The sequence below is a fragment of the Neisseria sp. P0001.S005 genome (assembly GCF_051963715.1).
Map to the genome: position 1 here is coordinate 1 of NZ_JBQCTZ010000853.1, position 334 is coordinate 334.

1 pseudogene is annotated in these 334 nt (G+C 43.1%); it reads right to left on the bottom strand.

What is annotated here, in order from left to right:
• Window positions 1–178: 178 nt before the first annotated feature.
• A pseudogene (gene rplA / locus ACTHSP_RS23195) lies at window positions 179–334 on the bottom strand (50S ribosomal protein L1); the annotation flags it as partial.

Sequence of the window (334 nt, forward strand, 5' to 3'; positions counted from 1 at the left end):
CACCAGCGCGGTAACCTAAAAAGACATCTTACAAGCAATCTTGCAATGTGTTTCAGGACTACCGTCTGCGTAGGGCAGTTACGATTAAATCTTACGATCCCTACGGTCTTGGACATCTACTTAATTTTAAGTAGCCCAAATTCAGGCAATCCAGAAAACTGGATCACCTGAAAATTTCTTAGTTGTTCACGCTTGCAGTATCAACGCGAACACCCAAACCCATAGTGCTAGATACAGCAACTTTTTTCAGGTACTGACCTTTAGCAGCAGCAGGTTTGGCTTTAACGATAGCATCCAGCAACGCATTGAAGTTTTCTTTCAAGTCAGCTTCAGC